Source organism: Ensifer sp. EB106-03-01-XG145 (assembly GCF_058792075.1).
Genome location: NZ_JBYTEC010000001.1, coordinates 472,932 through 496,880 on the forward strand (window position 1 = coordinate 472,932; position 23,949 = coordinate 496,880).

The 23,949-nt window shown below is 63.4% G+C and carries 20 protein-coding genes, 1 tRNA gene and 1 riboswitch; of the genes, 9 read left to right on the top strand and 12 right to left on the bottom strand.

The features are described 5' to 3' along the window. Positions 1-152 precede the first annotated feature (152 nt). The gene (locus AC3WWH_RS02345) at positions 153-1,337 is read right to left on the bottom strand and encodes an O-succinylhomoserine sulfhydrylase (RefSeq protein WP_057248108.1); all 1,185 of its coding nucleotides are present in this window, start codon (positions 1,335-1,337) and stop codon (positions 153-155) included. Between the two features lie 46 nt (positions 1,338-1,383). Next, a riboswitch (SAM riboswitch) is annotated at positions 1,384-1,462 on the bottom strand. A gap of 74 nt (positions 1,463-1,536) precedes the next feature. On the opposite strand from AC3WWH_RS02345, the gene AC3WWH_RS02350 reads away from it, so the two are divergent. The 3 genes from AC3WWH_RS02350 to AC3WWH_RS02360 all read left to right on the top strand — a co-directional run bounded on the left by AC3WWH_RS02350 (position 1,537) and on the right by AC3WWH_RS02360 (position 3,765). After that, the gene (locus tag AC3WWH_RS02350) at positions 1,537-2,634 is read left to right on the top strand and encodes a 2'-deoxycytidine 5'-triphosphate deaminase (protein WP_057248109.1); all 1,098 of its coding nucleotides are present in this window, start codon (positions 1,537-1,539) and stop codon (positions 2,632-2,634) included. A gap of 81 nt (positions 2,635-2,715) precedes the next feature. Further along, a tRNA-Gly gene (locus AC3WWH_RS02355) sits at positions 2,716-2,790 on the top strand. Between the two features lie 141 nt (positions 2,791-2,931). Continuing rightward, positions 2,932-3,765, top strand: a complete 834-nt coding sequence (locus AC3WWH_RS02360; RefSeq protein ID WP_058323603.1) for a transporter substrate-binding domain-containing protein — start codon at positions 2,932-2,934, stop codon at positions 3,763-3,765. Positions 3,766-3,907: 142 nt separating this feature from the next. Here AC3WWH_RS02360 and AC3WWH_RS02365 read toward each other — a convergent pair whose 3' ends face one another. From AC3WWH_RS02365 to AC3WWH_RS02375, 3 genes are all read right to left on the bottom strand, one after another. Next, the gene (locus AC3WWH_RS02365; protein ID WP_058323602.1) at positions 3,908-4,318 is read right to left on the bottom strand and encodes a tellurite resistance TerB family protein; all 411 of its coding nucleotides are present in this window, start codon (positions 4,316-4,318) and stop codon (positions 3,908-3,910) included. Positions 4,319-4,467: 149 nt separating this feature from the next. Continuing rightward, positions 4,468-5,322, bottom strand: coding sequence for a thermonuclease family protein (locus AC3WWH_RS02370; protein WP_058323601.1), 855 nt, complete (start codon positions 5,320-5,322; stop codon positions 4,468-4,470). Between the two features lie 13 nt (positions 5,323-5,335). Beyond that, a complete protein-coding gene (locus AC3WWH_RS02375) occupies positions 5,336-5,986 on the bottom strand; it encodes a S24 family peptidase (RefSeq protein WP_057248113.1) in 651 nt (216 codons plus the stop codon). Between the two features lie 181 nt (positions 5,987-6,167). Here AC3WWH_RS02375 and AC3WWH_RS02380 point away from each other — a divergent pair, with 181 nt between their 5' ends. Beyond that, entirely contained in the window at positions 6,168-7,256 is a 1,089-nt protein-coding gene (locus tag AC3WWH_RS02380; protein WP_082615702.1) for a calcium:cation antiporter, read from the top strand. A 27-nt stretch (positions 7,257-7,283) separates the two neighbouring features. Here the strand turns inward: AC3WWH_RS02380 and AC3WWH_RS02385 are convergent, their stop codons facing one another. Then, entirely contained in the window at positions 7,284-7,793 is a 510-nt protein-coding gene (locus AC3WWH_RS02385) for a winged helix-turn-helix transcriptional regulator (protein WP_057248115.1), read from the bottom strand. 135 nt (positions 7,794-7,928) lie between these two features. On the opposite strand from AC3WWH_RS02385, the gene AC3WWH_RS02390 reads away from it, so the two are divergent. Continuing rightward, the gene (locus tag AC3WWH_RS02390) at positions 7,929-8,402 is read left to right on the top strand and encodes an SRPBCC family protein (protein ID WP_058323600.1); all 474 of its coding nucleotides are present in this window, start codon (positions 7,929-7,931) and stop codon (positions 8,400-8,402) included. Between the two features lie 60 nt (positions 8,403-8,462). On the opposite strand, the gene AC3WWH_RS02395 is transcribed toward AC3WWH_RS02390, so the two are convergent. Further along, complete coding sequence (locus tag AC3WWH_RS02395; protein ID WP_058323599.1) at positions 8,463-9,044, bottom strand: LysE family translocator; 582 nt, start codon at positions 9,042-9,044, stop codon at positions 8,463-8,465. A 219-nt stretch (positions 9,045-9,263) separates the two neighbouring features. Between AC3WWH_RS02395 and AC3WWH_RS02400 the strand changes: the two genes are divergently transcribed. Continuing rightward, positions 9,264-10,148 (top strand): DMT family transporter, encoded by an 885-nt coding sequence (locus AC3WWH_RS02400; protein ID WP_058323598.1) that lies wholly within the window; start codon positions 9,264-9,266, stop codon positions 10,146-10,148. Between the two features lie 68 nt (positions 10,149-10,216). Here AC3WWH_RS02400 and AC3WWH_RS02405 read toward each other — a convergent pair whose 3' ends face one another. From AC3WWH_RS02405 to AC3WWH_RS02430, 6 genes are all read right to left on the bottom strand, one after another. Beyond that, positions 10,217-11,050, bottom strand: coding sequence for a methyltransferase domain-containing protein (locus AC3WWH_RS02405; RefSeq protein ID WP_058329047.1), 834 nt, complete (start codon positions 11,048-11,050; stop codon positions 10,217-10,219). A gap of 73 nt (positions 11,051-11,123) precedes the next feature. Then, positions 11,124-11,552 carry a GNAT family N-acetyltransferase gene (locus tag AC3WWH_RS02410; protein ID WP_058323596.1) on the bottom strand — a complete coding sequence of 143 codons (429 nt, stop codon included), beginning with the start codon at positions 11,550-11,552 and terminating at the stop codon, positions 11,124-11,126. A 168-nt stretch (positions 11,553-11,720) separates the two neighbouring features. Beyond that, complete coding sequence (locus AC3WWH_RS02415; protein WP_058323595.1) at positions 11,721-13,937, bottom strand: FAD-dependent oxidoreductase; 2,217 nt, start codon at positions 13,935-13,937, stop codon at positions 11,721-11,723. Between the two features lie 11 nt (positions 13,938-13,948). Beyond that, the gene (locus tag AC3WWH_RS02420) at positions 13,949-14,359 is read right to left on the bottom strand and encodes a YbaY family lipoprotein (protein WP_058323594.1); all 411 of its coding nucleotides are present in this window, start codon (positions 14,357-14,359) and stop codon (positions 13,949-13,951) included. A gap of 2 nt (positions 14,360-14,361) precedes the next feature. Beyond that, positions 14,362-15,570 (bottom strand): acetyl-CoA C-acetyltransferase, encoded by a 1,209-nt coding sequence (locus AC3WWH_RS02425; RefSeq protein ID WP_058323593.1) that lies wholly within the window; start codon positions 15,568-15,570, stop codon positions 14,362-14,364. A gap of 65 nt (positions 15,571-15,635) precedes the next feature. Further along, positions 15,636-17,432, bottom strand: a complete 1,797-nt coding sequence (locus AC3WWH_RS02430; protein WP_058323592.1) for an acyl-CoA dehydrogenase C-terminal domain-containing protein — start codon at positions 17,430-17,432, stop codon at positions 15,636-15,638. A gap of 485 nt (positions 17,433-17,917) precedes the next feature. Here AC3WWH_RS02430 and AC3WWH_RS02435 point away from each other — a divergent pair, with 485 nt between their 5' ends. The 3 genes from AC3WWH_RS02435 (at position 17,918) to AC3WWH_RS02445 (ending at position 23,805) form a co-directional block, all read left to right on the top strand. Then, positions 17,918-21,739: a peptidoglycan-binding protein gene (locus AC3WWH_RS02435; protein WP_058323591.1), complete on the top strand. Its 3,822-nt coding sequence runs from the start codon at positions 17,918-17,920 to the stop codon at positions 21,737-21,739. Positions 21,740-22,078: 339 nt separating this feature from the next. Next, complete coding sequence (locus AC3WWH_RS02440) at positions 22,079-23,005, top strand: sulfite exporter TauE/SafE family protein (protein ID WP_057248126.1); 927 nt, start codon at positions 22,079-22,081, stop codon at positions 23,003-23,005. Then, positions 23,005-23,805 (top strand): TIGR02186 family protein, encoded by an 801-nt coding sequence (locus AC3WWH_RS02445; RefSeq protein WP_057248127.1) that lies wholly within the window; start codon positions 23,005-23,007, stop codon positions 23,803-23,805. The genes AC3WWH_RS02440 and AC3WWH_RS02445 overlap by 1 nt, the downstream gene beginning before the upstream one ends. Positions 23,806-23,949 lie beyond the last annotated feature (144 nt).

The following is a 23,949-nucleotide window of genomic DNA, read 5'->3' on the forward strand; positions in this document are numbered from 1 at the left end:
TGGGGCAAGGGCTTGCGGGTATCCGGATCGGCTGTTCGAACCCGCTCGATCCCGCTGGTGAGGCCATATTGGATGGCGGGGCGCCCGCTGCATGAGCGCCACGAGGGATCGATGGCCGCCGTCTGTCGCGGCGGCCGTATCTTTTCGTTGCGTCAGGCTTTGACGGCCTCAAGCGCGCGGGCGAAATCCTCGACGACATCCTCGCTGTCTTCGATGCCGGCCGAGAAACGCACCGTGCCGGCGGAAATGCCCAGCTCTTCGCGGGCCTCGTCGGTCAGGTTCTTGTGCGTGGTCGTTGCCGGATGGGTGATCAGGCTCTTGGAGTCGCCGAGATTGTTGGAGATACGCACGATCTCGAGCGCATTCTGCAGCGCGAAGGCCGCATCCTTGCCGCCCTTCAGTTCAAACGCGACGAGGGTGGAACCGCCGGTCATCTGCTTGGCGATGATGTCGGCCTGCGGGTGATCCTTGCGGCCGGGATAGATGACCTTCGCCACCTGCGGCTGCTCAGCCAGGAAGTCGGCGACGCGGCGTGCGGTTTCCGTCTGCTGGCGCACGCGCAGCGGCAAGGTTTCGATGCCCTTCAGCAGCGTCCAGGCATTGAACGGCGACATGGCCGGGCCGGTATGACGGAAGTAGTCGTGCAGGTTCTCGTTGATCCATTCCTTGTCAGCAAGCACGACGCCGCCGAGGCACCGGCCCTGGCCATCGATATGCTTGGTGGCGGAATAGACGACGATATGGGCGCCGAGTTCCAGCGGCTTCTGGAAGAGTGGCGTCGCAAAAACGTTGTCGACGACGACCTTGGCGCCGATCTGGTTGGCAAGCTTGGCCACACCGGCAATGTCGATGACTTCGAGGGTCGGGTTGGTCGGGCTTTCCAGGAAGAAGACCTTGGTGTTCTTCTGGATCGCCTTTTCCCAGTTGGCGAGATCGCGTCCATCGACCAGCGTGCACTCGATGCCGTATTTCGGCGCCAGCGTCTCGACCACCCAGCGGCATGAACCGAACAGCGCACGGGCGGCAACGATATGATCGCCAGCCTTCAGCTGGCAGAGGATTGCCGCAGAAACGGCGGCCATGCCCGAAGCCGTGGCCCGCGCGTCTTCGGCGCCTTCCAGCATGCACATGCGCTTTTCGAACATGTCGTTGGTCGGGCTGCCGTAGCGGGCATAGATGAAGCCTTCGGTCTCGCCTTTGAAACGCGCTTCTGCCGCCTCGGATGTCTCGTAAACGAAGCCCTGGGTGAGGAAGATCGCCTCGGACGTCTCGCCATGCTGCGAGCGGGTGGTTCCGCCGTGGACGAGTTGGGTTGCCGGGCGCCAGTTTTTGCTCATGTGACGATCACCTTCAAAAACAAAAAAAACCGGCCGCAAAAACGGGCCGGTTTGACACCCGGCCTTTTTAGCTACTTGTTTAACGTGGCTGCAAGCCGACCGGCCAAATCACCACGGGATAAAGCTTCAATACTGCTAGGGTGCGCTTGCGTCAATTCCCGGAGTTTGGTTTTGTCTCGCAACTGGAAAGAGGACTGCAATGGCCCGCGATACTGGGATTTTGGCCGACCGCGCGATTGCCGCGCTGCTCGAAACGGGGCGCCTGAAGAGCGAGAGGCCGCTGGATGACGATCAGATCCAGCCGGCAAGCCTCGACCTGCGCCTTGGCGCCAAGGCCTTCCGCGTCCGCGCGAGCTTCATGCCCGGCCCGTCCCACCTCGTCGCCGACAAGCTCGACCGGCTGAAGCTGCATGTCGTCGATCTCACCGATGGCGCCGTGCTCGAAACCGGCTGCGTCTACATCGTGCCGTTGATGGAGAGCCTGGCGCTGCCTGCGGGCATGTCGGCCTCGGCCAATCCGAAGAGCTCGACCGGCCGCCTCGACATCTTCACCCGCGTGATCACCGACCGCGCCCAAGAGTTTGACAAGATTCCTGCCGGCTATAGCGGTCCGCTCTATCTCGAAATCAGCCCGCGCACCTTCCCGATCGTCGTGCGCCGTGGTTCGCGCCTGTCGCAGATCCGCTTCCGCATGGGCCAGTCGCTGCTCTCCGAACAGGAGCTGCTGGCGCTGCATGAAAGCGACGTGCTGGTGGCGAGCGAGCGACCGAATGTCAGCGGCGGCGGCATTGCACTGTCGATCGACCTCAAGGGCACCGGTCCGGAGGGTCTGATCGGCTACCGTGGCAAACACCACACCGCCGTCATCGACGTCGACAAGAAGGCGCAGCACAAGATCTTCGATTTCTGGGAGCCGCTCTACAGCCGCGGACGCGACGAGCTGATCCTCGATCCGGACGAGTTCTACATCCTCGTCTCGCGCGAAGCGGTGCATGTGCCGCCGCTTTATGCGGCCGAGATGACGCCGTTCGATCCGCTGGTGGGCGAGTTCCGCGTGCACTATGCCGGCTTCTTCGATCCCGGCTTCGGCCATGCCTCTGCCGGTGGTAGCGGTAGCCGCGCCGTTCTGGAAGTGCGCAGCCACGAGGTGCCGTTCATCCTCGAACACGGGCAGATCGTCGGCCGCCTGATCTATGAACACATGCTGGAGCGTCCTGACGGTCTCTACGGCCTCGGCGTCGGCTCCAACTACCAGGCCCAGGGCCTGAAGCTTTCGAAACATTTCCGCGCCGAGTAGGGATTTTTCACGGGACCCTCGTGCGATACCGCGCAAGGGTCCTTGACAGATCGTCCCGGTTCGGGAAATTTCGCAGGCATCGCGGGTGTAGTTCAGTGGTAGAACGCCAGCTTCCCAAGCTTGATGTCGTCGGTTCGATCCCGATCACCCGCTCCAATCCTTCCTGAATCCTCTTTTGCCCCGCTCGAGCGAGACCTATGGCCAGTTGCCCTGCGGACGGTTACTTTACCGCTCGATGAATCATCCCGCGGTTCCAAGCGCCGCCCCTGAGACAAGAACCGTGCCGGCCCGCTGCCCATGAGATTTCTTCCCCTGTTCGCCCTTTGCGCGTCCCTGATCGCAACGCCGCTTGCGGCCCAGCCCAGGGACCTGCCCATTCTGTTCGATGCGCGCGAACGCATCGCCAAGCCCGATCTCACGGGCCTTGCGCGCTTGCGCTTCCTGACGACGGTCGACTTTCCGCCGTTCAACTTCATCGATCAGTCCGGCAAGCTCTCCGGTTTTCACGTCGATCTCGTGCGCGAGATCTGCCGCGAGCTCGACATCGAAGCCAAATGCCAGATCCAGGCAGTGACCTATGCGGAACTGCTGCCGGCGCTGGAGCAGGGGCAGGGCGAAGCGGTTGCCGCCGGTATTGCCGTCGGCCCGGAACTGCGCCAGCGCTTCGGCTTCTCGCGCGCCTTCATGCGACTTCCGGCCCGCTTAGCCATCAACGCCAAGGCGGCCGGCGCCGTGACGGGTCCGAAGGACCTCAGAAAAAAAACGGTCGGTGTCGTGGCGGGCACCACCCATGAGGCCATGTTCAAGGCGTTCTTCCCGAGTATCGCGACCAAGGTTTTCCCGGATCGCGATGCCATGCTCACGGCACTGCAGAAGGGTGAGGTGCCGGCGGTCTTTTCCGACGGTTTGCAGCTTTCCTTCTGGATCTCAGGCACGACTGCCGGCGGCTGCTGCGCACTCGTCGATGGTGCCTATTTCTCGCAGCGCTTTCTCGGTGAAGGCCTGACGATCATGAACCGCAAATCCGAACCGGCGCTGACCCAGGCGATCGACCACGCGCTGCTGGCGCTGTCGCGCAGCGGCCGGCTCGAGGAAATCTACCTGCGCTACTTCCCCAACGGCATCTATTGATCGCCCACTGCATGTTCCTTTAATCGTACCCGATTAAAGGACAAATACATGCCGCAATTCAAAGTGCTACAGCGACCTTTGCGCGTCTCATAAGACGCGCGGCGCTGTAGACAGCTTGGCGTGAACGCCAGGAAATGATGAGCTACCGGCGGAAGCGAGCAAGCGCCCCTCGTTCGATGGCGGCGCAGGTGAGCTTGTCGAGACCGAGGCGGTCGCGCAGCAATTGCAACAGCCGGATCTCTTCGTTGCGAATGCGCTGGTCCGCGGCGGCGATCTCGACGGCAAGTGCATAGGCCGTCTCATGGAACTTTTCCGGAAGCGCCTCGCGCACGATTTCCAGCGCGATGTCCAACCCCTCGGGAGCCGCGAGCTGGGCGGAGCATTCGTGGCCGATATGGACGAGCTGGTCCTCGTCGAATCCCTCGAAGACCGGCAGGAACTGCACCAGCCGGCCGATGCGGGTGAATTCGTCGTCGCTCATCTCGCGGTCGACCGCCGACATCATCACCATGACATAGATGAGCGCTTCGTGGTGGCTGAGGCTTGGCAGCATGGGTCTTTCCGGCGGTAGCGCAATTCCGGGAACGGCGTGAAGCGGTGTCCATCCGGATTGCAGAGTTTCAAAGAGTTGGATCATCTCACTGTTTCAACGATGTAATGAGATGATCTGGACGGTTGAGAGCTGGGAATTGCCGCGGCTGTTTACAAGTCTGGCTGCGGCTCGTCCATCCCGGTGCCGAGGGTTGGGTCGTCGAACGTCATCGGCGTGTGACTGAGGTCGCGCGGATCTTCGCCATAGAAGCCGAGCTTCGCCTGGCGCGCAGCGTCGGCCCGCGTCTTGAGCGGCGAGCCGGGTACCGGCGTCGCCCAGCCGTTGTCGACGAGCCAGGTTGCGAGATCCTGCCCGCCGAGCGAGCAGGAAGCGGTGGCCGATGCGCCGGCGCTCCCCTCGGGCATGTCGCAGCTGACCGCGCGTGCGCGCAGCAAGTTTCTGAAGGCCGTCCGTGCGACGATGCCGCAGGGCCAACTCTTCCCCCCGGTTTCGCAGGTTCTCTCTGCCTGCTCGGGCTCGATGCCATCGATCTGCAGCGTGAGCTTGTCGAACTGGATCACACCGGCGGCGATCGCCACGGGGCGATAGAGGATGGTCGGCCCGGCGGTCGCCTTCGCTTGCTTCTCCGGCTCTGACAGCGGGGCACGCGGCTCCGCGCGTTCGAGCGGCGCGCCGGTGACGGTGTCGGGCAGACCGAATTGTTGCGGCTCGATGGCGCGTGCGGCGTTTTCCGTCGTCGACGTCTGCGGTTGATCGCCGGTCGTAACCGCACCGGGCTGCGCGGTGCCGTCGGTCGGTGTTCCCAAGTCGAGCGGTACGTTATCATCCGTTTCGGCGTCATCCGGCGCCGGCTCGATTTCCGTCATGTCGGGCGTTTCGAGGACGAAGTCCGGCGTGGCGGCACTCTCGCGGTCGCGAATGGCGGCTGCACCCGCGTAGAGGATGCCGGTGAAAAGCGCGATCGCGGCGATGCCGCCGGCAAGGGAGTATAAATGCTGCCGCATCAGGAAGAACGTCCTATTGGCTGGCCCAGATGATCCGGGCGATCCATTCGATCTGGCTGATCTCGAAGCCCCGGTTCGGGTGCTCCGGGTTGAGGGAAAGGAGTTCGATCGTGCGCGGCGTCTGGCGTGTCAGGACCTTCGCCATGACCTCGCCTTCGCGTGTCTTGACCACGACGCGGTCGCCGCGCCGAACCTGCGCCCCCGGATCGACGATCAGGGTGTCGCCGTCGCGGTACAGTGGCAGCATGCTATCGCCCTGCACCTCAAGCGCGTAGATGCCCGTCCGGCGTTCCGCCACTGTTGGAAAGTCGATCACGTCCCAGCCCTGGCCGGCCGGAAAACCGCCGTCGTCGAAGAAGCCGCCGGCACCCGCCTGGGCGAAGCCGATCAGCGGGATCGCGGCACTTGCAGTCGCCGGGGTGGCCTGAGTGTCATTCGGGCTCAACAGGCTGGTGAACTGGTCCATCGTGGCGCCGGTCGCCTCGAGCACCTTGGCGATCGATTCCGTCGAAGGCCAGCGTTCCCGCCCGTCGGCAGAGTGGCGCTTGGACTTGTTGAAGGAGGTGGGGTCGAGCCCGGCGCGGCGGGCGAGACCGGAAGGCGAGAGCTGATTGCGCTCGGCCAATGCATCGATGGCGTGCCAGATCGTGCCGTGAGACAACATGCGAAAGGTCCGGGCCGAACAGGCGGCCACTTGCTGGGTTTGTTCGACACCACACTATCGAAACGCGAAGTACCGGTAAAGAATCCGAAGGAAAATAGTCCTTTCTCCGTCATTTGCTTTGGGGGCGGCGGCCCCTATAGTTCGCGTGACGGGCAGGACAGGCTTTCATCGGAGGGAACGTTTGTTGGCGCGCATGAGATCGGAGCGTCTGCTGTTCGTGGCCCTCGCTGCGGCGATTGCCGGGATCGCGCTGGAGCATGAGCTTCTCGAAATGGGGCGCCTGGCAACGCTTCTCGGTGCCGCCGGTCTCGTGGTGGCGATCGTGCTCGCCTCGCTGCGCGTGTCGCACCATGCCGAGGTGCTGGCGTCCAAGGTCGGCGATCCCTATGGCACGATGATCCTGACGCTCTCGGCGGTCTTGGTCGAGGTCGTCGTGCTGGCGATCATGATGACCAGCGAGACCTCGCCGACGCTCGTGCGCGACACGATCTATGCGGCCGTCATGCTCGATATCAACGGCATCCTGGGCCTCGCCGCCCTGCTTGGTGGCCTGAAACATGGAGAGCAGCCCTATAACGACGATTCCGCCCGCACCTACAGCGTCATGATTCTGACGGCGATGGGCATCTCGATGGTCGTTCCGGAGTTCGTGCCGGCGGCGAGATGGCATCTCTATTCGGCCTTCACCATCGGCGCGATGATCACCCTCTATGCCCTGTTCCTGCGCATGCAGGTGGGGGTGCACAGCTACTTCTTCAGCTACAGCTATCCGAAGGCGAAGGGCGAGGGGAGCGCGATACAGGGTGGGCCGGATCAGCCGGTGCTGCCGTCGATCGTGATACTGATCCTTGGCATCGTGTTGATCGGCGTGCTGGCGGAAGTGATGTCGTCGCTGCTGACCTCGGGCCTGAAGGGGAGCGGCGCCCCGCCGGCGGTGACCGCCATCGTCGTTGCCGTGATCTCTGCCTCGCCGGAAGTCATGACCGCGATGCGGGCGGCACTCGCCAACCGCATGCAGGCGGTCGTCAACATCGCGCTCGGGGCATCGCTTTCGACGGTGATCCTGACGGTGCCGGTCATGGAGGCGATCGCGCTCTATACCGGCCAGCCCTTCCTGATGGCCATGTCGCCGGTGCAGACGGTGATGGTGGCGGTCACTTTGATCGTGGCCGCGATCAACCTCAACGACGGCCAGACCAACGCCATTGAGGGCATGACTCATTTCGTGCTGTTCGCGACCTTCGTCATGCTGTCTGTGATCGGGCTCTGAGCGGATGAAGTGCCTGTTCGTATAGCCTCAGGCCGTCGCCTTTTCGCGTGCCTTTCTTGCCACCACCTCTTCATAGGCTGCCTGCAGTGTAGCGCGCACCCGCGGCGGACCATCGAGCAGCGCGCCGAGATGATCGTGTCGCAACTCGTCCATGAAGCGGTCCCAGAGTTCCGGACCGCCGTTTTCCATCTGCTCGGCGCGAATACTGAGCTCTTCGCTGACCGGCAGATAGCGCCGCCCCCAGGCGCCGAGCTGGGCCATGATCGGCACCAGCGCGATCGTCATCTCCGTGAGACTGTAGATCGCCTTCTGCTTGTGCGTGGGGTCGTCCGCCTTGGTCAGCATGCCCTGCTCGACCAGCATCTTCAGCCGATCCGCCAGGATGTTGGACGAGATGCCCTCCTGGGAACGCAGCAATTCCCGGAAGTGCCGTTTACCGCCGAAGATCATGTCGCGAATGATCAGCAGGCTCCATTTGTCGCCGAACACTTCGAGCGAAAGATTGATCGGGCAACCCGAGCGAATGTCGTCCTTCATTGGCACCTCTTCAAAACCGCTTGCATTATCGCATCAGTGAAGCTATCGTGCAACTGCTTTCAAAATTAGAGCAGTTTTTATATGAAACCAGTTAGGCAAAGGCCAGCGGTTTTCGAACATCAGAGGAGAGAGAACATGACCGACAGATCCGTGGAACATGCGAGCTTCACCATCGAGCGCAGCTTCAAGGCGACGCCGGGACAGGTGTTCAGGGCTTTCTCCGAGCCGGCCGCGAAGGAACGTTGGTTCGTCAGTGCTGACGGGCCGGTGGCCGAATTCAGCCATGACTTCCGCGTCGGCGGTCGCGAGAGCGGTCGCTTCAGCCAGGACGGCGAAACGATCTATCATGACGACACCGTCTATCTCGACATCGTCGAGAACCGCCGGATCATCTTTGCTTACACGATGGCTGAGAACGACAAGAGGATCTCGGCGTCCGTCGCGACCGTCGACATTCAGCCGGAAGGCAACGGTACGCGCCTCGTCTTCACCGAACAGGTTGCCTTCCTCGACGGGCTCGACAAGCTCGAATACCGGCGCGACGGTTGGCAACAATTGATCGGTGTGGCACTGGCAGAGGAACTCGGCGAAGCGGCTGTTGCTGCGTGACGCAGCAATCGGTCTCGTGAGCGCATTGAACCCCCGAGACCTTTCTGTCTCCGGGGGGTCTCAGTGCATGGCCGCGATCGCGCTGCCGGCGATGCCCACCGAAAAAAGGGTGAGACAAACGGCAGCAATCCGTCGCGGCAGATGCGAGGCCGACAAGCCCGTCGACATCTGCACCAGCATGGCGCCGGCGCCGATCCAGGTCGATCCGGCGGCGACGACCAGCAGCGAGAAGCCGGCGATCCAGGGCCAGACGGCGGCCAGTCCAGTCTGTGGCAAGAGCACCAGGGCGACGATCAGCGCCTTCGGATTGAGCAGCGTCGTAACGAAGACCTGGCGGATGGAGATGACGACACCTTCGCTGCGCTCGGCATCGGTGGTCCAGAGCGCATAGGCGAGGTAGAGAACCCAGCAGGCGGCGACGAGCCTGAGCGCAAGGCCGAGCTGCGGATGGGCGGCAAGGAATGGCGCCAATAGTGCTACGGCCGGGATGATGACGGCGAGATAACCGCCGAGCTCGCCGGTGAGCAACGGCAGCGAACGGCGGAAACCGGCAGAGGCGCCGGACAGCCAGAGCAGCGTGTTTGTCGGCCCCGGCGTTGCGAGCAGGATCAGGGCGGCGAGGGCGAAGGTGAGCGGCTGCATGTCGTTGAACCTGGTTTTGTGGCCGTTATCGCCGTCTTCTACCAGCCGCGCAAGCGTCCGCTCTTGATCTCCATCAAGCGTGGCGCCCGATAGTACCGGAATCTACCCGCAAGAAATCGCCACACGTGTCCGTGGGAATGCCTCTTCCGCGTGTGTCGCGGCCGCGCTATCAGACGGGACGCTGCCGCTTCTCTCCCGCCGGCGCGATCGAGGCCTCCCATGAACAAGACCGTACTGTCAGGCATCGTCATGACGACGTTTTCCTATTTCCTGTTCTCGTTGCAGGATGCGTCGGTCAAATGGCTCGTCGTCGGCTATTCGGTCTGGCAGATCCTGTTTACCCGCAGCATCACCATTCTCGTGCTTTGCCTCGTCATCGGCCGCGGCAAGCTGGTGCGCAGCGCCATCTCATCTCCGGTGATCAAGCCGCTCTTCGTGCGCAACCTGCTGCTGCTCGCGGCCTGGCTTTCCTATTTCAACGCGGCGCGCGATCTTGGCCTCGCGGAGATGACGACGCTCTACTATGCAGCGCCGATCATCGTGACGCTGCTTGCCGTGCCGATCCTGAAGGAAGACGTGCCGCCGATCCGCTGGTTCGCCGTTTTCATCGGCTTCGTCGGCGTGCTCATCGCCTGTGACCCGCTCGGCACCGGCATGAAGCTGTCGCTGCCGGTGTTCCTGGCGCTCACCGCCGCCGTCTTCTGGGCGATCGGCACCGTCATGCTGCGCAAGACCGCGCTGCAGGAAACGACCTTGGTGCAGATGACCATCTCAAACGTCTTCTTCATCGCGATGACCGGGCTTGCGGTCGGCTTCTTCTGGACGCCGCCGGCGCTCTTCGACGTCGCACTGATGGCAGGCACCGGCGTGATTGCCGGCATCGCCCAGTACGCGCTGTTCGAGGGCATGCGTCGGGCGCCGATCTCGGTGATCGCGCCGTTCGAATACACCTCGCTCGTTTGGGCCTTCGGTCTCGGTTTCCTGATCTGGGGCGATGTGCCGGCGGCGAACGTCTTTGCCGGCGCCGGCCTGATCTTTGCGGCCGGTCTGCTGATCATCGTCGGCGAACGCCTGGCGCACCGTCGCGCCGGTGCTGCCGCCTAGAGCGCCGTGCGTTCGGAGCACAAAGGACGCTCTAGCTGAATTGATTGCAGAGCGATCAAGAGGCCGCTTCAGGCCTTCATGACAAGTGTTTCGGGCACCCGGCCAGTCAGCCGGAAGAACAGGTGCGAGGTGACGAGGACGGACGGGTCGGCGAGGTGCCGATCCAGCGCCATGAGGTCGTCGTCGAGATCGTCGCGGTCGATGAAGCCTTCACCGATCAGGCCGTCACGCACATTGTTGATGAAGTCTCTGAGGATCGGCCGGCGGTCGTGACCGGGCGGGTAGACATGCGCAACGGCATCGACCGAAATCGCCTCGACACCCGCTTGCCGGAACAGCCGGTGCACGCGGCGGCCGATATGGAGGTCGATGCCTCTGGCCGCCGAATAGGCGATATAGGCGGCAAGCAGGCGGTCCCAGGCGGGAAGCGGCGGATCGCAGATATGCGCCAGAAAATCGGCCTCGAAGCTCGCGATCCAGCCGCCGGGTTTTACTAGCGACACCATTTCGAGCACGATGAGCTCCGGCCGTGGCACGTTGACGAGCACCAGTCGCATATGGGCACCGTCGAAGGAACGGCGGGGCAGGCCCGTCGCATAGGCGTCGCCTTCGCGCACTTCCACCTGAGGCAGGGCGTGGCTGGCGACGAAACGGCGCGCAAGTTCGACGAAGTGCGGGTCGCGCTCGATACCGAGCACGGAGCCCGTCGGCCCGACGCGTTTGCCAAGCAGGTGCAGCACGCCGCCGGGGCCACAGCCGAGATCGATGACGCGCTCGCCTGGCCGGATGCCGACCCTTTCGAGCTGCTGGTCGGAATCTGGGGCAAGATTGGCAATCTGTCGCTTCAGGCGTTCTTCCTCGGGCCCGGCGCGCCCAAGCAGATAGAGATCAGGCTCGCTCATGGCGTGTCCCCCTCTGATCCCGGCGAGCATGCGCCCGCGCAGGGAGGCCGTCAATCGGGAGGTGCAAGTAGCCTTAACGCACCTGCGACGTCATCATGCGCCGTTCTGGGGTCTCCTCGTAGATGCTGAGACCTTCGCGCTGGTAGAAGGCGACGGCGGGGTTGGTGGCCAGGACGCTGAGGCGCAAGGGCAGGCCAACCGCCCTTGCTTCGCCGAGCACCTGCCTGAGCGCGATCGCGCCATTGCCGCGTTTCTGATGGCCGGGCGCCACATAGAGCTTGTTGACCCAGACATGGTCGTTGCGCACGGTGACCGAGACGCAGCCGACATCCTCGCCGTTCGCAACGATGATGCGATGTTCGTCAAGGATAAGCGCATCCGCCGGACGCGGCCGCCAGTTGCCCCAGAGCGCCATGGCATAGTCGCGCATGCAGGCCTCTTCCAGCCAGTGCAGATAGGGTTCGTCGCCGGCGATCGCGGGGCGGAGCAGGACTTTGTTCATGGCTTCATCACTTGCGCGGCTTCAACCCGAATAGGTCTAACATCGCAACCATAACAACTTGATGGTCACGCGAATGCGGGCGCTGCGTTAGGCCATGAGCCTTGGACGAGCCGTCGCCCAAACGAAAACAGGCCCCGAGGGGCCTGCTTCCAATTCGATGCGCGGAACTTACGCCGCCTGTTTCTTCTCGCCGTAGGGGTCGAAGCGGCCGTAGAAGGTCTCGCCGCGCTCGGCCATTTCCTTCAAGAGCGCCGTCGGCTTGAAGTGGCTGCCATAGTCCTTGGCAAGCTTGTCGCACATCTTGACGAAGGCCTTTACGCCCATGCCGTCGATGTAGGAGAGCGTGCCGCCGGTATAGGGCGCAAAGCCGAAGCCGAGGATCGAGCCGACGTCCGCTTCGCGCGGATCGGTGACGATGCCTTCTTCCATGGTGCGGGCGGCTTCGAGCGCGATCGTTGCCAGGAAGCGCTGTTTCAGCACCTCGACGTCGATCTTGTCGGCGTTCTTCTGCGGGTAGAGCGTCTTCAGCTCCGGCCAAAGATACTTCTTGGCGGGCTTCGCCGGATACTCGTAGAAGCCCTTGCCGTTCTTGCGGCCGCGGCGATCAAGGTCGTCGACCATCTTGTTGATCAGCGCCATGTGCTTGGGATCGACGGCCCTTTCGCCGAGGTCGGCGACGGTGGCCTTCAGGATCTTCTGGCTGAGGTCGATCGCCACTTCGTCGTTGAGCGACAGCGGTCCAACCGGCATGCCGGCCATCTTGGCGGCATTCTCGATCATCGCCGGCGGCACGCCTTCGATCAGCATGTCATAGGCTTCGTGGATATAGCGGAAGACGCAGCGGTTGACATAGAAGCCGCGCGTGTCGTTGACGACGATCGGCGTCTTCTTGATCGCGGCGACGTAGTCGAGTGCCGTAGCGAGCGCCTTGTCGCCACTCTCCTTGCCGAGGATCACTTCGGTCAGCATCATCTTCTCGACCGGCGAGAAGAAGTGGATGCCGATGAACTGGCCGGGGCGTTTCGAGTTCTTGGCAAGGCCGGTGATCGGTAGTGTCGAGGTGTTGGAGGCGAAGATCGTGTCTTCGCCGATCACCGCCTCCACCTTCTCGATGACATCCTTCTTGACCTGGCGGTCTTCAAAGACGGCTTCGACCACGAGGCCGACTTCCTTCAGGTCGTTGTAATCGGCCGAAGGCGTGATGCGGGCGAGCAGCGCTTCGCCTTCTTCCTTGGTCAGGCGACCCTTGCCGACCGAATCCTTGACCAGGCCTTCCGAGTGGGCCTTGCCCTTCTCGGCCGCTTCCATGTCGCGGTCGATCAGCGTGACGGCAATGCCGGCGGCAGCCGTCACATAGGCGATCGAGGCGCCCATGAAGCCGGCGCCGACGACGCCCACATGCTTGAACTCCGACTTCGGCACGCCGGCCGGGCGGCGGGCGCCCTTGCCGAGCTCCTGCATCGAGACGAACAGCGAGCGGATCATCGAGAAGGCTTCGGTCGTCTGAAGGATCTCGGTGAAGTAGCGCTGCTCGATCTTGAGCGCCGTGTCGAACGGCACCTGCAGGCCTTCATAGACGCATTTCAGGATGGCAACGGCGCCCGGATAGTTGCCGTAGGTCTCGCGGCGCAGGATCCCGGAAGCGGCCGGCCAGAGCTGGGCCGAGGCCGGCGTCCAGATGCCGCCGCCCGGTACCTTGTAACCCTTCTCGTCCCAGGGCTGCACCGGCTTCAGGCCGTTCTTGATCATCGCCTTGGCGGCATCGACCAGCTTGTCCCCGTCGACGACTTCGTGCACGAGGCCGAGGGCCTTGGCGCGAGCCGAAGTCAGCGACGAGCCCGTCGTCATCATCTGCAGCGCGTCCTGCGCGTTGGTGAGGCGCGGCACGCGCTGGGTGCCGCCGGCGCCCGGGAAGATGCCAACCTTGACTTCCGGCAGGGCGATCTTCACCGACTTGGAATTGGAAGCAACGCGGCCGTGGCAGGCGAGCGACAGCTCGAAAGCGCCGCCCATGCAGGTGCCGTTGATCGCCGAGACCCAGGGCTTGCCCGAGGTTTCGAGCTTGCGGAAGAGCCCGGTCATGCGGCCGACGAGGTCGAAGAGCTTCTGGGCGGCGTTATCCGGATCCTTCTTCTTCTCTTCCTGCTGGAAGGTGAACATCGACTTGATCATCGAGAGGTCGGCGCCGCCGGAGAAGGTCGACTTGCCGGAGGTGAAGACGACGCCCTTGACCGCTGCGTCGGCAGTCGTTGCGTCGACGATGGCGTTCAGTTCCTCCATCACCTCCTGGGTGAAGACGTTCATCGACTTCTCAGGCATGTCCCAGGTGACGAGCGCAATGCCGTCGGAATCGGTCTCGATCTTGAAATTGGTGTAATTCGTCATGGTTCTCCCCCTCAGTAGAGAATGGGTTCGATGCGCAGCGAGATATTCGATCCGCCGCTGTAACGTTGTTTGCTGGTATTGGTGGCGATCAGTCTGCCGTCGCGCTCGACGCGGACGGTGAAGCCCGCATCGGTGGCCTTATTGAGTTCGGGCTTCGGCACCTGCAGCACGAAGGGCACGCGGGTGGCCTTGCCATCGCTGACGACGGACGTTTCCGCGATCAGCTTGGCAGCGACGTCCATCACGCCTTGCTCTTCGAGCCTGATGGTGACGGTGCCGGCCGGAACCGGGCCGCTCGCGACATTGGTGACCGCACCGGTGAGCGTGAAGCTGTCGCTGCCTTCCTCGTCGGAGACGCAGCCAGCGGCTGCAAGCAGCCCCAGGCCCATCAGCGCGAGAAGAGAGCGGCGCATCACGTCCATCGTCAGACCCTTTCGATGATCGTGGCCGTGCCCATGCCGGCGCCGATGCAGAGCGTGACGAGCGCGGTGTTGAGATCGCGGCGTTCCAGTTCGTCGAGCACGGTGCCGAGGATCATCGCGCCGGTCGCGCCGAGCGGATGGCCCATGGCGATTGCGCCGCCGTTGACGTTGATCTTGTCGTGCGGGATCTCGAAGGCCTGCATGTAGCGCAGCACGACCGCAGCGAAGGCTTCGTTAAGCTCGAAGAGATCGATGTCCGACAGCTTCATCTCGGCGCGCTTCAGGAGCTTCTCGGTGACGTCGACCGGGCCGGTCAGCATTAGCGCCGGGTCCGAGCCGATATTGGCGAAGGCACGGATGCGGGCACGCGGCTTCAGGCCCATGCTCTCGCCACCGGCCTTGGAGCCAAGCAGCACGGCTGCTGCGCCGTCGACGATACCGGACGAGTTGCCGGCATGGTGCACGTAGTTGATCTTTTCGATTTCCGGATGCGCCTGGATGCCGACGGCTTCAAAGCCGCCCATTTCGCCTGGCATCTGGAAGGACGGGTTGAGCGAGGCGAGCGCCTGCATGTCGGTGCCGGGACGCATGTGCTCGTCACGGTCGAGGATGGTCAGACCGTTCCCGTCCTTGACCGGCACGACGGACTTCTTGAAGTAACCCTTCTCCCAGGAATGCGCCGCGCGCTTCTGGCTTTCCACCGCATAGGCGTCGACGTCGTCGCGGCTGAAACCGTATTTCGTGGCGATGAGATCGGCCGAAACGCCCTGCGGCATGAAGAAGGCCGGCAGGTTGACCGAGGGGTCCATGAACCAGGAACCGCCGGACATGCCGAGGCCGACGCGCGACATGCTCTCGACGCCGCCGGCAATGACGATGTCGTCTGCACCCTGGGCGATCTTGGCCGCGCCGAAGTTGATGGCGTCGAGACCGGAGGCGCAGAAGCGCGAGATCTGCATGCCCGGCGCGCGGGTGGAATAGCCGGCTTCGAAGGCGGCCGCCTTCGGAATCACCGCACCGGCGTCCATGACCGGATCGACGCAGCCCATGATGATGTCGTCGACGGTCGAAGTATCGAGGTCGTTGCGGTCACGCACCGCCTCCAGCATCTTGGCGGCGAGGCGAACGGACGGCACTTCGTGCAGCGATCCGTCCTTCTTGCCACGGCCGCGCGGCGTGCGCACGTGGTCGTAAACGAAGACTTTCGTCATGTCTCATCTCCCTTTCGGCAGCACCGCCAGGTGCTGCCCGTCAAAACATTTTGAAATCGAACGGCTCAGAACGCGGCCGCGTCGAGCGCCATCAGCGTGTCGGCGCCGGTCTCGATGCGGGCCTTGCGCAGGGCCGTTTCCGGCAGGATCCTTTCCATGAAGAAGGTCGCGGTGATCAGCTTGTTCTTCAGATAGTCTGCGCGCGTCGTTTCGCCAGAGGCAAGTTTTTCCTCAGCCGTCTTGGCAATTTTTGCCCACATGTAGCCAAGCACGACAAGGCCGAAGAGGTGCATGTAGTCGGTCGAGCCGGCGCCGGCATTGTCGGGCTTGGCCATGGCGTTCTGCATGAACCACATGGTCGCGGCCTGCAGGTCGTTGAGACCCTTCTTCAGCGCCTTGGTATAGGCGGAGAGCTTCTCGTTGCTGCGGTTTTCCTCGCAGAAATCGCCGATTTCCTTGAACAGCGCCATGACGGCGCGGCCGCCGTTCAAGCCCAGCTTGCGGCCGACGAGATCGAGCGCCTGGATGCCGTTGGCACCTTCGTAGATCATCGCGATGCGGGCATCGCGGACATACTGGCTCATGCCGTGCTCTTCGATGTAGCCGTGGCCGCCGAACATCTGCTGCGCCATGACGGCGTGGTCGAAGCCCTTGTCGGTGAGCACGCCTTTCAGGATCGGCGTCATCAGGCCGAGAATGTCGTCGGCCGTCTGGCGGTCCGCCTCATTGTCGGAGCGGTGGGCGATATCGGATTTGAGCGCTGTCCAGAGCGTGAAGGCGCGGCCGGCTTCGTTGAAGGCCCGGATCGTCATCAGCGTGCGGCGCACGTCCGGATGCACGATGATCGGGTCGGCCTTCTTGTCCGGCGCCTTCGGGCCGGAGAGCGAACGACCCTGGATGCGGTCGCGGGCATAGTTGGCGGCGTTCTGATAGGCGATCTCGGCGATCGACAGGCCCTGCAGGCCGACGCCGAGGCGGGCTTCGTTCATCATCACGAACATGGCGTTGAGGCCCTTGTTCTCCGTGCCGATGAGGTAGCCCTCGGCCTCGTCATAGTTCATGACGCAGGTGGAGTTGCCGTGGATGCCCATCTTGTGTTCGATCGCGCCGCAGGAAACGCCATTGCGTTCGCCCGGCTCGCCGTCGGCATCGAGCTTGAACTTCGGCACGATGAACAGCGAGATGCCCTTCACGCCCTCCGGTGCGCCCTCGATGCGGGCAAGCACCAGATGGATGATGTTGTCCGACATGTCGTGTTCGCCGGCGGAGATGAAGATCTTCTGGCCGGAAATCTTGTAGGAGCCGCTGCCATCAGGAACGGCCTTGGTGCGCAGCAGCCCGAGGTCCGTGCCGCAATGCGGTTCGGTCAGGTTCATCGTGCCGGTCCAGGTGCCGGCAACCATCTTCGGCAGATAGGCCTGCTTCTGTTCGTCGGTACCGTGAACGAGGATTGCCGCGATCGCGCCCTGGGTGAGGCCGGGATACATGGTCAGCGCCATGTTGGCCGACGACATGTATTCGCCGACGGCGGTATGCAGCGTGTAGGGAAGGCCCTGGCCGCCGAATTCCTCCGGAACGGCGAGGCCGAGCCAGCCGCCTTCGCGGTAGAGGTCGAAGGCTTCCTTGAAGCCGTTGGGCACGCTGACCGAGCCGTCGTCGCGGCGCTTGCAGCCTTCCTGATCGCCGGAGAGATTGACGGGGAACAGGGCCTCCTCGGCAAGCTTGGCAGCCTCGCCGACGATCGCCTCGATCATGTCCGGCGTCGCATCGGCAAAACCGGGTAGGTTGTTGTAGCGCTCGATGCCGAGCACGTCGTTTAGGATGAAGAGGGTATCGTCGACCGGTGCCTTGTAAATGGGCATGCTTTCCTCGCCTTTTGGTGCTTCGGGCGCCGTACCTCGTCGTCGACGCCCGGTTGCAGGATGCCGGATGCGCCGCCATCCTCTTTGATTCTAGAGCATCTTTCCCTTCCAGTGATTCCACAGGAAAGCGGCCTGCTCCAGGGCGGTCTCGCATCGTTGGCCGGATGCTACAAAATTTTGACGTTTGCGTAAACGTCAAAAATTGCGGGCTGCGAAGTTTCGTCGCGGCACCAGGGGAGCCGAAAGGGGCGCCGGCAACCCGCGCTCACGGTACGATCCTGCCAAATCGTTAAAAATCCTGGGCAGATTAACGGCTTATTTACCACGTTTCGTGAAAGGTGCGTGTTGAGATGGTCAAAGCTGCAACCGGTCCTGGCGTCGTGTCGTTGTAGCTTTGCCCACGTCGGAAGCGCCACAGGGGTGAGGAAAGCTGTTTTCTTCCGTGACGACTTTCGGGATGGCCGACGACAGGGGCGAAGAACACCATGAATGGATCGCGATCAAATCCTCAGCGCGCAGGCAGCCAGTCCTATAGCGAGCGGCCGTCGCTCGACGCTTTGAACCGCACCATCGAAGGACTTGAGGCGCGGATCGAAGGCCTGATGAGCGGCGCTGCCCGCGACGTGGCGCCAAGGCCTGCCGAGCGTCTTCCGGCCCGCGAACCAGCCAGAGAACCCGCAACGCCCCGTGACGCCGTCGCCGAAATCATGCAGCGCCAGCGCAGCCTCAGCGCTTCGCGCGAGCGCCCGCCGCTTCGCGACCGAATGTCGGCGCGCGAACCGGAACGCTATGTTCCCGAACGTCCGGCCTCTGACCGTCTTACCGAAGAGCCCCGCCTGCAACCGTTGCACAGCCAGCCGCAGCGCCCGTCTTTGGCCGTTAACGATATCGCCGAGGCGCTGGTCGGTCTGCGCCAGGACCTGAAGCGCGACATCACCGATGGCCTCACGCGCGAGATGAATTCGCTCAGGTCCGAGATTCGCGGCATCAAGGCTCAGGCGCAGGATCACAGCTTCGCCGAAGACGTGCGCGGCGACATGCAGCGTCTTGCCGACAGCATCCAGCAGCTCGGCCGCCAGGCCTCGCCCGCCCAGGCCGACGCGCTGCGTGGCGACTTCGACGAACTGCGTGCGATGATCGACGGCCTTGCGCGTGAAGACAGCATGCGCCGCATGGAAAACCGCTGGACCGGCGTCGAGGATCGGCTGATCGCGTTTGATCAGAACCGCGACGACGAGCTGGTGGCGCTGGCCTATCGCCTGGACGAGATCAAGTCGCAGATCGGCTCGCTGAAGGGCAGCTCGGCCGTCGACGCGCTTGAGGACAAACTGATCGCCGTCGCCCAGGCCATCGAAATGCTGGGCCGCCAGATCCAACCCGATGACCGCCGTCTCGTTTCGCAGTTTGCGGATCTCGACGGTCGGCTCGATGAAATCAGCCGCGCGATCGCTGCCAACAGTCGCACGGCGACGGGTCTCGACGGTAGCTTCGTCAACCGGCTGGAAAGCCGGCTTGGCGACCTGTCCCGTCAGATCGACAGCCTGTCGCGCCCGAACGATTCCGGCCTCGGCGCCCGCCTGGAAGCCTTGACCGCCCGGGTCGAAGATCTCGCCGGCGAAAAGGCGGCCGCCCGTCTCGAAGAGCGTCTCGACCAGCTTTCGCTGGTGATGGAGCGCAGCAACAGGACCGCGCAGTCGGATCTCAACGATTATCTGTCGGATATTTCGCGCAAGATCGAGGCCCTGGACCAAGGCAGCGTCAACGACACACTGGCCGAGCGGCTCGACTATCTGGCACGCCGGATCGACGAACTCGACGCCCATGGCGTTCAACCGGCCTCCGATCCGCGCTTCGACCGGCTGGAAGATCGCCTTGTCGGCATCGCGCAGCGTCTGGAAGAGACCCACGCTGCGCCGTTCGATGATCGTGTCGCCCTGCAGAACCTCGAAGCGCAGATCGCCAATCTGTCGACGCTGGTCAGCCAGCCGCGCGCGGACGTCGCTGCGAGCGCGGTGCCCGTCGATTTCGAAAACCGCATGAGCGCGCTCGAGGACTACCTCTCGACCAGCGACGAATACATCGTCGAGGCCGCTCGCCAGGCGGCCGAAGCGGTGATGGAAGCCTATGCCAAGAACGGCTCTCCGCGGGGTTCCGGCGGAGATCTGGCCGCAATCTCGGCGCTTGCCGAAGACCTTCGCACGCTCGAGGACCTCAGCCGCTCCAGCGAGGAGCGCACGGCGCGCACCTTCGAGGCATTGCACGAGACCCTCGTGCATATCGCCGACAAGCTGGAGCGCATCGAAAATCGCGAGCCGGCAGTGCCGGCACGGGCTGAGACGCCGGTGCTGCGCGAACCCGCGCAGATGCCGAGGGCCGCGCAGCCGGAACTCGCTCCCTTCGGCGACAACGATCTCGATGACCGCTACGAGGATCTGCAGCGCAACGTCCGCGCGCTGCAGGCCGAAGATCAGGCTGTGGTCACCCAGACCGCCGAGCCGGCAACGACCTTTGCCGATGACCGGCAGGTCTCGACCGTTGAAGTCGAAAATGTGCGCGAACCGGCCGCTGCAGCCCGCACCGGCCTGCTTGCCGGCCTGACCCGGCGCTTCTCCGGCAAGCGGTCCGAGCCGGTGCACGAGCAGGAGCAGTCCCGACAGCTCGTCGAGCCGACCCCGTCGATCGATCCCTCCGAAATGCTTGCGCCCGAGGAAGCCAACCAGCTGCTGGAGCCGGGTTCCGGCGTTCCCGATGTCAAGAAGATCCTGGAACGCGTGCGCGCCGGGCAGATGAACAAGGCGGGCATTCAGCCTGCCGATGGCGACAAGTCGGACTTCATCGCTGCCGCCCGCCGTGCCGCCCAGCTCGCCGTTGAAGAGGCCGACACCCTGAACAAGGTCGGTCAAAGCGGAAAGACCTCTGGCATCGGCGGCGCTTTTGCCCGTCACCGCCGACCCATCCTGATGGCCGTCGGCGCGGTCCTGCTGGCGATCATGTCCTATCCGCTGGTCAGCAATATGCTGAAGAAGCAAGAGACCGCACCGGTGGAGCCGGCCGCGATCATCGAGCAGCAGGCGGTGCCGGAATCGCGCGAAAACAAGATCGTCGACGACCTTCTGCCGCAGACCGCGGCCGTGGCCCTGGCTGAAACGCCGGTCACGGCATCCGAAACCGCTGTCGCAGCACCTGTCGATTCCGTTGAAGCCCCGGCGAGGGTATCCGAAGCTTCGATCTCGGTACCGGCGACGGCCGTGCCGACGACCACCATTGCGACACCGGCCGAAGAGAAGGCACCGATGCTCGCGCCGGTCGCAGAAACGAAAGCCGCTTCGGCGGCCTCCGAGTTCCAGGCGACCCCCGCTGGCAACACGCCCGCCAGTGGTGCGGCCCTTGTCAGTTCTGCGGCCGAGGGCGCCGCAACGACCGCGCTGGCGCCGGTGGCCGCACCGAGCGAGATCGTGCTGCCGGAAGGTTTCGGCCCGGCGGCGCTGGTGACGGCCGCCAAGGGCGGCGACCCGCTTGCCTTCTACGAAATCGGCGCCCGCTTTAGCGAAGGCCGCAGCGTTCCTGAAAACATGGCGGAAGCCGCCAAGTGGTATCAGCACGCCGCCGACGCCGGCGTCGTTCCGGCGCAGTATCGCCTCGCGAGCATGTATGAAAAAGGCATGGGCCTAACGCGTGACGCCTCCAAGGCGAAGGCGCTCTATCTCGCCGCCGCCGGCCAGGGCAATGCCAGCGCCATGCACAACCTCGCGGTCATGCTGGCGAGTGGCCGCGATGGTTCGCCTGACTTTGCCGAGGCAACGAAGTGGTTCGCGAAGGCTGCCGAACTCGGCATTCGCGATAGCCAGTTCAACCTCGCCGTCCTCTATGCGCGTGGCAACGGCGTGCCGCAGGACCTGACCGAATCCTACAAATGGTTCTCCGCCGCCGCCCGCGAAGGCGACATGGATGCCGCCGCCAAGCGTGACGAAGTTGCCAAGGCGATGAAGCCTGAGCAGCTCGAAAGCGCCAAGGCGAAGGCCGATGCCTGGAAGGTGCAGCCGGTCGACGCCAAGGCGAACACGGTCGACGTTCCGGATGCCTGGGTCGGCCCGGCCAACAAGACCGCCAGCGTCGACATGACCAAGGCGGTCCGCAATATCCAGGCGATCCTGAACAACAACGGCTTCGACGCCGGCAAGCCCGACGGCCAGATGGGCAAGAAGACCGTGGCTGCCATCAAGGCCTTCCAGAAGTCGGTCGGCCAGGAGCCGACGGGCGAAATCACCGAGCAGTTGGTCAAGGAATTGCTGAAGCGCAATTCCTGACCCTTGGGCTTGCGCCGTAATAAAGCCGCAGAGCCGGGCGACACGGGTTGCGGGTGGCGAAGCCGTCTGCCATGTGGCTGAAAAGGTTGAAATGTCGGGCCTGCTGCATAATTCCTTAATCGGAATCAGGCTAGGGAAGAACTGATGCAGCAATCAAGGTCCGGTTGTGACCTTGGCATGTCCTGGCGGAAGCGCAACGCTGCAGGAGTGCATGACGGAAGCCGCCTCGCCCTCGGGAGAGGTGCCGGCCTTTCGAATAATCCCTCATTCGTGGTGAATTGCTTGCCACACTAACCGGTTTGCCCGCATTGCGGGCCGTTGGCATATCGAGGACCCGGCGTGACGATCTATCTGCCCATCGCAGAGTTGTCGGTGAACATACTCATCATTCTCGGTATGGGCGCGGCCGTCGGCTTTCTTTCCGGCATGTTCGGCGTTGGCGGTGGTTTCCTGATCACGCCGCTCCTGATCTTCTACAATATTCCGCCTGTCGTGGCGGTGGCCACCGGCGCCAACCAGGTGGTTGCCTCGTCGATATCCGGCGCGATCACGCATTTTCGGCGCGGCACCATCGATATCAAGCTCGGCACGGTGTTGCTCTGCGGTGGCCTCGTGGGCGCGACGGTCGGCGTCTGGCTGTTTTCGCTGCTGCGCCGCCTCGGCCAGCTCGATCTGGTGATCTCGCTGCTCTACGTCGTGCTGCTCGGCACTGTCGGCGGTCTGATGCTTTGGGAAAGCATCGTCGCCATGCGCAAGGCCGCCAAGAACGAGGCGACGACCCTGCGTCGCCCCGGCCAGCACAATTGGGTGCACGGCCTGCCGTTGAAGATGCGTTTCAAGAAGTCGAAGATCTATCTCAGCGTCATTCCGGTTGCCTTCCTCGGCTTCTGCATCGGTATCCTGACCTCGATCATGGGCGTCGGCGGCGGCTTCATCATGGTGCCGGCAATGATCTATCTCCTGCGCATCCCGACCAACGTCGTCGTCGGCACGTCGCTGTTCCAGATCGTCTTCGTCTCGGCCTATACGGTCATCGTCCAGGCGTCGACCAACTATACCGTCGATATCGTACTCGCCTTCGTCCTGATGATCGCCGGCGTCATCGGCGCGCAATACGGCGTGCGCGTCGGCCAGAAGCTGCGCGGCGAACAATTGCGAGCGCTCTTGGCGTTGCTCGTCCTTGCCGTCGGCATTCGTCTGGCGATCGAGCTCGTCATCCCGCCGAAGGATATCTATTCGGTCGTATCAGCGGGGCTCGGCTTCTGATGATCCGGTTCGCGCGCACAGCTCTCGCCCTTCTGGCACTCGCCGTCGCCGCTCCGACCCATGCGGCACTGCAGGACGAGAACGCCGATTTCACCGAGAAGCTGGAGATCGGCATCTCCACCGACGAGATTGCCATCACCTCGGATTTCCGCGGCGCGGATCTGACGATCTTCGGCGCCGTCGATGGTTTCGACCAGGGACTGCTGGCCCAGGGCAGGTACAACATCATCGTGTCCCTCGAAGGCCCCAAGGACAATGCGACGGTGCGCAAGAAGGAGCGCGTCTTCGGCATCTGGGTAAACACGCGGTCGATGACCTTCGAGCTGGTGCCGGAATCCTATTCGCTGTCAAGCACGCGCGACATCGAAACGATCGCGCCGCCCGGCGAGATGGGCAATATGGGCATCGGCGTCGACCACATGCGGCTGGTGCCGCTCGGCTTCGTCGGCGACGGCAGCAATCTCGGCGAGTTCCGCAACGCCTTTCGCCGCATCCGCGAAACGAGCGGCGTCTACGAGCGCGATCCGGGCGGCGTGCAGTTTATCAGCGCGAGCCTGTTCAAGGCGTCGGTGCGCCTGCCGGCGAACGTGCCGAACGGCGTCCACGTGGTGCGCGCCTACCTCTTTCGCGACGGCGTCTTCGTCGCCGCCAAGGCGCTGCCGTTGCGTGTCGTCAAGACTGGCCTGGAACAGTTCATTACCCAGGCAGCGCATCAGCAACCGCTCTTCTACGGTCTCGTCGCCGTGCTGCTCGCAGTCATCACCGGCTGGGGTGCCAGCGTGATCTTCCGCAAGGAATAGTTGGGCCAGGAGCTTACCCTGCGTTTTCTTTTGCCCGGCGTGCGTTTAAAGAAAGGGCAGCAGGATGCTGTAGGGATAAAATACCCAGGCATCTCGAACATGTTGATCTGAACACGCCGCGCCGAACGCGCGCTGAAGTTCGAG